This is a genomic window from Pseudoalteromonas sp. BSi20495 (assembly GCF_000241185.1).
GTDB classification, from domain to species: Bacteria; Pseudomonadota; Gammaproteobacteria; order Enterobacterales; family Alteromonadaceae; genus Pseudoalteromonas; species Pseudoalteromonas fuliginea.
The window spans coordinates 1-8,701 of record NZ_BADY01000084.1 but is presented as its reverse complement, the minus strand read 5'-3'; the positions used below and the strand labels follow the sequence as shown (position 1 = coordinate 8,701).

Sequence of the window (8,701 nt, the reverse complement as noted above, 5' to 3'; positions counted from 1 at the left end):
GCATTAAGCTGGTTTTTTCATTAAACACACTAGGTTACTTAAAATAGTAATTTAGTTACGTGGTAAATGTATTTTTCTCTCAGCACTTTGAAGATAAAGTACAATAGTGTGACCAATTGTTTGTAACTTAGTCGCACCAGTTTCACGTACGATAGCTTCAAAAATAAGAGCTTTAGTTTCACGATCGTCAGTCGGCGCTTTCACTTTAATCAATTCGTGAATTTCTAACGCACTTTTAATTTCCATTACTACGCCTTCGGTTAAACCGTTAGAACCTAGTAAAACTACTGGCTTGAGGCTATGTGCCTGACCTTTTAAAAACTGCTTTTGTTTATTTGATAATGTCATGTTTATACAAATTTTGCTGAATATGGCTTGAATTAAGGGTATTCTACCGCCATCTAAAGAATATTACTAATTAGTTGCGTGTTAATTTATGACAAATAAAAAACAGTCAGCCAGTTCACAGCGATGGCTGAAAGAACATTTTGATGATAAATATGTTCAAGAAGCGCAAAAAAAAGGACTGGCGTTCTAGAGCGGTTTTTAAATTAGATGAAGTTCAGAACAGAGATAAGATACTGCGTCCGGGTATGACAGTGGTAGATTTAGGGGCCGCGCCGGGTAGTTGGTCACAGTATTTAGCCGAAAAAGTGGGTGATAAAGGTCAAGTAATAGCATGTGATATTTTACCGATGGATTCCCTTGCAGGTGTAGACTTCTTACAAGGTGACTTTCGTGAGGAGGCTGTATTAAATGCATTATTAAAACGCATTGATGGGAAAAATGTTGATGTGGTATTCTCTGACATGGCACCAAATATGAGTGGTAATAATTCAGTTGATCAAGCTGGTAGTATGTATTTAGTAGAGCTTGCATTAGATATGTGTAGCCAAGTACTAAAGAAAAATGGTGCATTTATTGTTAAAGTGTTTCAAGGTGAAGGCTTTGATCAATACTTACAAGACGTACGTAATAGTTTTAAAGTAGTGAAGATACGTAAACCTGATGCCTCGCGTGCCCGTTCTCGGGAAGTATATATAGTAGCGACTGGATACAAACTGTAGTACAGTTGCTTGGCGTTTAGTTGAATTTAAATTAATTGGATACAAGAGGTTAACCCCTTGAGCGATATGGCGAAAAATTTAATACTATGGCTGGTCATTGCAGTTGTGCTGATGTCAGTCTTTCAGAGCTTTAATGGTGGCGATCAAGTTGATCGTCAGACAAGCTATAGTCAATTTGTTAAAGACGCCCGAAATGGCTCTATACAAGAAGTGGCAATTGAAAGTACCAGTGGGACAATTACAGGTACTAAAACCAGTGGCGAACGTTTTCAAACGATTATGCCTATTTATGACAAAGATATTTTAAATGACTTATTAAAAAGTAATGTGAATGTGAAGGGTGTAAAACCTGAAGAACAGTCATTTTTAGCAAGTATATTTATTTCTTGGTTCCCAATGATACTGCTTATTGGTGTATGGATATTCTTCATGCGTCAGATGCAAGGCGGCGGCGGTAAAGGCGCTATGTCATTTGGTAAGAGTAAAGCGCGTTTAATGAGCGAAGATCAAATTAAAACAACGTTTGCAGATGTTGCTGGTTGTGATGAAGCGAAAGAAGATGTTACCGAATTGGTAGACTTTTTACGTGACCCTTCTAAGTTTCAAAAACTTGGCGGTAGTATTCCTAAAGGCGTACTAATGGTTGGTCCTCCTGGTACTGGTAAAACGTTACTTGCAAAGGCTGTTGCGGGTGAAGCGAAAGTACCGTTTTTTACAATTTCAGGTTCAGATTTTGTTGAAATGTTTGTAGGTGTTGGTGCATCACGTGTACGTGACATGTTTGAGCAAGCTAAAAAAGCAGCGCCTTGTATTATCTTTATAGATGAGATTGATGCTGTTGGTCGTAAACGTGGTGCTGGTATGGGCGGCGGTAACGACGAACGTGAGCAAACACTTAACCAAATGCTAGTAGAAATGGATGGCTTTGGTGGTAACGAAGGTATTATCGTTATTGCAGCAACTAACCGACCAGATGTATTAGACCCAGCATTACTTCGTCCAGGTCGTTTTGACCGTCAAGTAGAAGTAGGTTTACCTGATATTCGTGGTCGTGAGCAAATACTTAAAGTACACATGCGTAAAGTGCCATTAGGCGATAACGTTGAAGCGGCACTTATTGCAAGAGGTACCCCAGGTTTCTCTGGTGCTGATTTAGCAAACTTAGTAAATGAAGCTGCACTTTATGCCGCACGTGGCAATAAGCGTGTTGTAAGTATGGCTGAATTTGACGCTGCTAAAGATAAAATCATGATGGGTGCAGAACGCAAAACCATGGTGATGAGCGAGCAAGAAAAAGCAATGACTGCGTATCATGAAGCAGGTCACGCAATTGTGGGCCGTATGGTTCCTGAACATGATCCAGTTTACAAAGTATCTATTATTCCACGTGGCCGTGCGCTAGGTGTAACAATGTACTTGCCTGAACAAGACCGTGTTAGTCATTCAAAAGAGCTTTTAGAATCAATGATTTCTAGCCTTTACGGTGGTCGAATTGCTGAAGCGCTTATTTATGGTGCTGATAAAGTAACAACAGGTGCGAGTAATGATATTGAACGAGCTACAGATATTGCTCGTAAAATGGTTACACACTGGGGTTTAAGTGAAAAACTAGGTCCGTTACTTTACGCTGAAGATCAAAATGAAATGTATATGGGTGGCGGCGGCAGTCGTGCATCTAGCATGTCAGACGACACAGCAAAGATAATTGATGCAGAGGTTCGATTACTTTCAGATCGTAACTATCAACGAGCAGAAGAAATATTAAAAGAAAATATTGATATTCTTCACTCAATGAAAGACGCTTTAATGAAATACGAAACAATCGACGCTAAGCAAATTGATGATTTAATGGCACGCCAACCAGTGCGTGAACCGCGTGATGCACATGACCGCCATGAAGCAAAACCGGTAAAAGCTGAAGAATCTCAAGAGCCAGTTAGCGATGAAAGTCAAAAATCGGATGATTCATCGAAAAAAGATGAAACAAACCTTGATGATAAAGCTGAATAATCGTTAAAATAGCGAATGAAAGCCCCGTACTTCGGGGCTTTTTTGTATCAGTTATTTATACCAATTTTATTGATGGATGTTCATTCTAGCGAATTAAATAACTCACTAACTTCGCTGAGAAATTATTTATATAGAATAACTATATATCATAATTCCGCCTTGTAATTAAGCTATTTACTTATCGCTATAATAGATCATTAATTTAATTTTATTGGAAAAAGAATAAAGGTTGGCAATGACTAACATATTAAAGCTTCCCAGAGGACGTACGCTTAATATTGAAAAGCCCGTTATTATGGGAATATTAAATGTAACGCCGGATTCATTTTCTGATGGTGGGCAGTTTTTAGACCCAACAATAGCAGTGAAACGTGCAATGCAGTTACTGGATGATGGTGCGAAAATTGTAGACATAGGCGGAGAATCTACCCGCCCCGGCGCGCCAGATGTGAGTTTGAAAGATGAACTTGCCCGCGTAATTCCCGCTATTAAAGCAATACGTGAGCACAGTGATTGCGTTATTTCAATTGATACCAGTAAAGCGCAAGTAATGGAACAAGCAATACTCGCAGGGGCTGATATAGTCAACGATGTAAGAGCTTTGCAAGAATTAGATGCGTTAGAAACGGTTGCGCACTATGAAGATGTAGCAATTTGTTTAATGCATATGCAAGGGCAACCTCGCAGTATGCAATGTGCACCTCATTATGATGATTTGTTTGCAGATATAAATATGTTTTTTAGTCAACGTATTAAAGCCTGTGAAACAGCCGGGATTAAGTTTGAACGACTTATCCTAGATCCCGGTTTTGGATTTGGAAAAACGCTTAACCATAACTATCAAATATTGGCTAAGTTTAATGATTTTAATAAATTGGGTTTGCCATTATTGGCTGGTTTATCTCGTAAATCGATGATAGGTAATTTATTAAATAGAGAAACAAGTGAGCGATTGGCAGGTAGCTTAGCAGGTGCGCTAATCGCGGCGCAAAATGGCGCAAAAATTATTCGCGTACATGACGTAAAAGAAACCGCAGACGTGCTTAGTGTATTACGAGCCTGCGAACAAGGAATACAATAATGAAAGAAAGAAAATATTTTGGCACTGATGGAGTGCGTGGATTAGTTGGTACAGCACCTATTAACCCAGAGTTTGCTATGAAATTAGGTTGGGCTGCAGGGCGTGTTTTATCTCTGGGTGGCACTAAAAAAGTAATTATTGGTAAAGATACACGTATCTCAGGTTATATGCTTGAAACAGCACTTGAAGCTGGGTTAATTGCCGCAGGTATTGACGTCGTGTTACTTGGCCCTATGCCAACGCCTGCTGTTGCCTATTTAGCGCAAACGTTTCGTGCGGAAGCGGGAATTGTAATTAGTGCATCACACAACCCTTATTACGATAATGGTATTAAGTTTTTTAATGGACAAGGCCTAAAGCTAGCTGATTCCGTAGAGCTTCAAATAGAAGCGATGCTTGATGAGCCAATGACTTGCGTTGCATCTGATAAATTAGGTAAAGCATCTCGTTTAGTCAGTGCAGATGGTCGTTACATAGAATTTTGTAAAAGTCAGTTTCCACAAGGTTTGTCATTAGAGGGTCTCAAAGTCGTCGTTGATTGTGCTAATGGTGCTACATATCATATTGCTCCTTCTGTTATGCGCGAACTTGGTGCTGAAGTAATTACCCATGCGTGTGAGCCAAATGGCGTAAACATAAATCATGAATGTGGTGCTACACACGTAGATACACTTAAACGTAAAGTACTTGAATTTAAAGCAGACGTAGGTATTGCTTATGATGGTGATGGTGATCGCGTTATGATGGTTGATCATAATGGCCGTGTATTCGATGGTGATGATCTAGTTTATATAATTGCGTGTCAAGCAGCCCAAGAAGATAACTTAGGTGGTGGCGTAGTTGGGACTGTTATGTCTAACATGGGTCTTGAAAATGCTTTAAAAGCCAAAGGAATTGAGTTCGCACGTAGTAAAGTAGGCGATCGCTACGTTATGGAATTACTGCAACAGAAGGGTTGGAAAATTGGTGGGGAAAGCTCGGGCCATGTTCTAAATCTAGATTTGATAAGTACCGGAGATGGTATTATTTCAAGCCTACAAGTATTGGCTGCAATGGTTGCACAAAACCGTACTCTACAAGACTTAGGTGCAGGCTTTACTAAATACCCAATGAAAATGATTAACGTACGTTATACACCGGGAACTGATCCAACGAGTACAGCAGAGGTCCTTGCAGCTGTTGCCGAAGTAGAGAAAAGCTTAGGCGATAAAGGGCGCGTTTTACTTCGTAAATCAGGTACTGAGCCTGTTGTGCGTGTTATGGTTGAAGCAGAACAAGAAAAAATAGTACTCGATAGTGCGCAAAAAATTGCGACAGTTGTCGAATCTATGAGCAAATAAACTGATTGATAACAATAACCTCTTGTAACTTTGGGCGAGAAAAGTTAATATCTCGCCCGCTTTCTAATGTGGAGTGGAAAAATGGCAATACGCAAGCCAATGGTCGCAGGCAACTGGAAAATGAACGGTTCGTTAGAGCTAATTAAAGAAATGTCTGGTGCCATCAACAATGTTAAATCAAAAGAGATAGACATTGTCTTATTTCCCCCTTTCCCATTAGTATCATCAATGGTTTTAACCGGAGTCTGTACAGGAGCGCAAACTGTTTCTGAAAACGAACCAGGCGCCTTTACCGGTGAAGTTGATGCGAAACTTATTAAAGATTTAGGCGCGAAGTACGTGCTAGTAGGTCATTCAGAACGACGTAGTATTTATAATGAAAGTAATACTACGGTCGCTGAAAAATTTGCTCGAGCTCAAAATGTTGGTCTCATTCCAATCTTATGTGTGGGTGAAAGTGAAACAGAGCAAGAAAATGGTAAAACTGAGCTTGTCGTTTCTACACAAATTGATGCAATAATTAATAAATTAGGTGTAGCGGCACTAAAAGATTCTGTGATAGCATACGAACCCGTTTGGGCCATCGGCACAGGTAAAACTGCATCGCCAGAACAGGCACAAAACGTTCACAAATTTATCCGTGATAAAATTGCTTCATTAGATGGCAATTTAGCACAAGGGCTTACCATCTTATATGGTGGTAGCGTTAATGAAAAAAATAGCGAATTATTATTTGCACAAACAGATATAGACGGTGGCCTAATTGGTGGTGCTAGTCTAAAAGCAGATTCATTTATTGCAATTTGTAAAAGTGCAGAAGGAACCGTATAAGATGTACGAAATTTTATTAGTAGTTTATTTAGTTGTTGCCTTGGCATTAGTTGGTATGGTTTTAATCCAACAAGGTAAAGGCGCAGATATGGGCTCTTCATTTGGTGCCGGTGCGTCTGCTACTGTTTTTGGATCGTCAGGTGCTGGTAATTTCATGACGAAAACAACGACAAGTTTGGCAACTGTATTTTTTGTTTTAAGCATTGTTTTAGGTAACCTTACTGCGGGTCAAATTAAAAAGACTGACGAATGGGAAAATCTAGAAGCAGCGCCTGCAGTTGAAACAGTGTCTCCTGTAGAAGAGGATGTTCCTGTAACATCTACGAAAGAGAAAAGCTCTGACGTACCAAATTAATTTAACTTAAATAAATGTTAGACGATTTATATTCCTCATTTAAATCATTAAGTTTAACACTTAAGCGAAAGCTTGAAATGCGGATGTGGTGGAATTGGTAGACACGCCACCTTGAGGGGGTGGTGCTTTAGGGCGTGGGGGTTCAAGTCCCCCCATCCGCACCAAATTTAATAAACCAGTAACAGCAATGTTACTGGTTTTTTTTTAATAAAAATAATTTTGATTGTTTTTCGAACTACTCAGCCTGTTTTAAATTATTTCATATAAATTCGCGAAAAATCACAAAAAAACTAGAAATATTACAAATATAGTTAACACTTATGGTTATTAAGCCGATAATAGTTATAGACAATAAAATAAGGTAATCAATATGGCCGCAGGCTTCTCTTTTCAAAACCTAAGCATAACTAAAAAAATACATGCAATAACATGTATTGCAGTTTTGGCTTTTTTAGCGATCGTTCTGATCAATTATTTTGCAATGAATGATAATAGGATATCACTTAATGAAATGGAGAGCTCTACATACAAGGTTGTTAAGCTTACTTCAGAAAATGTTAGTACTTTAGAAAAGTTAGACGAGCTTTATACTCAAGCTGTCACATTCGGTGAGCAAGACCTTGTTGTTAAAGCAAGTGACACTTATAAATTGTTAGAAACGAATATTAATTTAATTGAACAGGTAAATGAATCCTATATAAACAGTGAGACAAAAAAGCAGTTAGCTAATTATGAAGAGATATCTTCGATTATTGCCAATGGGATGGTTAGTGGCACTGCTGATTTTAGTAAAATTCAACAGCAAGCTCAGTTAAAAACATCTCTTTATAACGAGGTCTTAAGTAATTTTAAAAGTGCGCAACAAAAAGCAGACAATCGTTTTTTTGAACTTGTTACTAGTACCAAAGATCGTTCTGACTATGCATTAACTTTAATGCTAGTCGTATCAGTCGTATCGTTAATATTACTATTATTTATGGCCGTTTGGATTGCCAGAGGGATTGGCTCGTCAGCTAGTGATGCTGCAAATAACTTAAGCTTATTAGCAAGCGGTAAAGGCTCTCTTAGTACACAATTAAAAGTAAGCTCTGAAGATGAAATAGGGCAAGTATCAATTAACTTTAATGCGTTTATTACTCTGCTTAGAGAAACTGTACTTGAGGTTATTGCCGTGTGCGAACCTTTGATGGAAAATTCTACGCGACTTGTTCAGGGGATGGAGCAAGCTGAGCGTGCCACAACGAAACAAACTACCGATGCTGAAATTGTTAAGCAATCAATGGAAGAAATGAAGCAAAGCGTTGGTGATATCTCTCAATCAGCCGCTAGTGCTTCCCATGCAGCTGAAACAGCAGAAAAAGAGGTCGAACAAAGCAGAACTCAAGTACAGATGTCAGTAACTGCATCTCGCACGCTTAGTAATGAAATAAACCAAGCTGCTACTACAATAAATAAACTGGCGGATGATACAAAAAATGTATCACAAATATTGAATGTAATTACTTCTATTGCAGATCAAACTAATTTACTTGCACTTAACGCCGCCATTGAGGCAGCTCGTGCTGGTGAGCATGGCCGTGGTTTTGCTGTTGTAGCTGATGAAGTTCGTGAATTAGCATCTCGTACAGCACATTCGACCAATGAAATACGCGAGTTATTAGGTGCATTAACAACGGCTGCTAATGAATCTGTGACAGCGATGACTTCGGCAAGAGACATGGCTACTGATAATGCGACCGCAGCAGAAAAAACAGGGATTTCTATTGAAAAAATTGCAGAGCAAATGCTCGAAATAAATGGAATGAACTCTCAAATAGCTGCTGCTACGGAAGAACAAACCTCTGTAGCTGCAATGGTAGTAGAAAACGTATCGAATATGCACGTATCGTTTGAGGATACCATGGACTCATTATTGGCAGCACGTGATGTTGCTAAAAACCTTCATTACCTATCAGATAACTTATTAGATGCAACAGCTAAATTTAGAATAGAGTAGTAATACTTTTAAGTAACTATA

7 protein-coding genes, 1 tRNA gene and 1 pseudogene are annotated in these 8,701 nt (G+C 38.9%); 8 read left to right on the top strand and 1 reads right to left on the bottom strand.

Annotated features, from left to right (window positions below; genetic code table 11):
• Window positions 1-51 precede the first annotated feature (51 nt).
• Window positions 52-348, bottom strand: a complete 297-nt coding sequence (yhbY, locus tag P20495_RS08445) for a ribosome assembly RNA-binding protein YhbY (protein WP_007377785.1) — start codon at window positions 346-348, stop codon at window positions 52-54.
• An 88-nt stretch (window positions 349-436) separates the two neighbouring features.
• Between yhbY and rlmE the strand changes: the two are divergent.
• The 8 genes and pseudogenes from rlmE (at window position 437) to P20495_RS08480 (ending at window position 8,680) form a co-directional block, all read left to right on the top strand.
• Window positions 437-1,067, top strand: a pseudogene (rlmE, locus tag P20495_RS20640) (23S rRNA (uridine(2552)-2'-O)-methyltransferase RlmE).
• A 66-nt stretch (window positions 1,068-1,133) separates the two neighbouring features.
• The gene (ftsH, locus tag P20495_RS08450) at window positions 1,134-3,077 is read left to right on the top strand and encodes an ATP-dependent zinc metalloprotease FtsH (protein WP_033015932.1); all 1,944 of its coding nucleotides are present in this window, start codon (window positions 1,134-1,136) and stop codon (window positions 3,075-3,077) included.
• A gap of 235 nt (window positions 3,078-3,312) precedes the next feature.
• Window positions 3,313-4,158 (top strand): dihydropteroate synthase, encoded by an 846-nt coding sequence (gene folP, locus P20495_RS08455; protein ID WP_008136769.1) that lies wholly within the window; start codon window positions 3,313-3,315, stop codon window positions 4,156-4,158.
• On the top strand, window positions 4,158-5,498 hold the full coding sequence (gene glmM / locus P20495_RS08460) for a phosphoglucosamine mutase (protein WP_008136767.1): 1,341 nt from the start codon (window positions 4,158-4,160) through the stop codon (window positions 5,496-5,498). Before folP ends, glmM begins: the two co-directional genes overlap by 1 nt.
• An 81-nt stretch (window positions 5,499-5,579) precedes the next feature.
• Window positions 5,580-6,329, top strand: coding sequence for a triose-phosphate isomerase (gene tpiA / locus P20495_RS08465; protein ID WP_008136765.1), 750 nt, complete (start codon window positions 5,580-5,582; stop codon window positions 6,327-6,329).
• A gap of 1 nt (window position 6,330) precedes the next feature.
• Complete coding sequence (secG, locus tag P20495_RS08470; RefSeq protein WP_007377779.1) at window positions 6,331-6,684, top strand: preprotein translocase subunit SecG; 354 nt, start codon at window positions 6,331-6,333, stop codon at window positions 6,682-6,684.
• A gap of 79 nt (window positions 6,685-6,763) precedes the next feature.
• Window positions 6,764-6,848, top strand: a tRNA-Leu gene (locus P20495_RS08475).
• Window positions 6,849-7,054: 206 nt separating this feature from the next.
• Complete coding sequence (locus tag P20495_RS08480) at window positions 7,055-8,680, top strand: methyl-accepting chemotaxis protein (RefSeq protein ID WP_008136763.1); 1,626 nt, start codon at window positions 7,055-7,057, stop codon at window positions 8,678-8,680.
• Window positions 8,681-8,701: the final 21 nt, after the last annotated feature.

What these genes read in the sequence shown, in the direction of transcription:
- yhbY (WP_007377785.1), bottom strand. Translation starts at nt 348, where the DNA reads ATGACATTATCAAATAAACAAAAGCAGTTTTTAAAAGGTCAGGCACAT.
- P20495_RS08480 (WP_008136763.1), top strand. Translation starts at nt 7,055, where the DNA reads ATGGCCGCAGGCTTCTCTTTTCAAAACCTAAGCATAACTAAAAAAATA.
- folP (WP_008136769.1), top strand. Translation starts at nt 3,313, where the DNA reads ATGACTAACATATTAAAGCTTCCCAGAGGACGTACGCTTAATATTGAA.
- ftsH (WP_033015932.1), top strand. Translation starts at nt 1,134, where the DNA reads ATGGCGAAAAATTTAATACTATGGCTGGTCATTGCAGTTGTGCTGATG.
- glmM (WP_008136767.1), top strand. Translation starts at nt 4,158, where the DNA reads ATGAAAGAAAGAAAATATTTTGGCACTGATGGAGTGCGTGGATTAGTT.
- secG (WP_007377779.1), top strand. Translation starts at nt 6,331, where the DNA reads ATGTACGAAATTTTATTAGTAGTTTATTTAGTTGTTGCCTTGGCATTA.
- tpiA (WP_008136765.1), top strand. Translation starts at nt 5,580, where the DNA reads ATGGCAATACGCAAGCCAATGGTCGCAGGCAACTGGAAAATGAACGGT.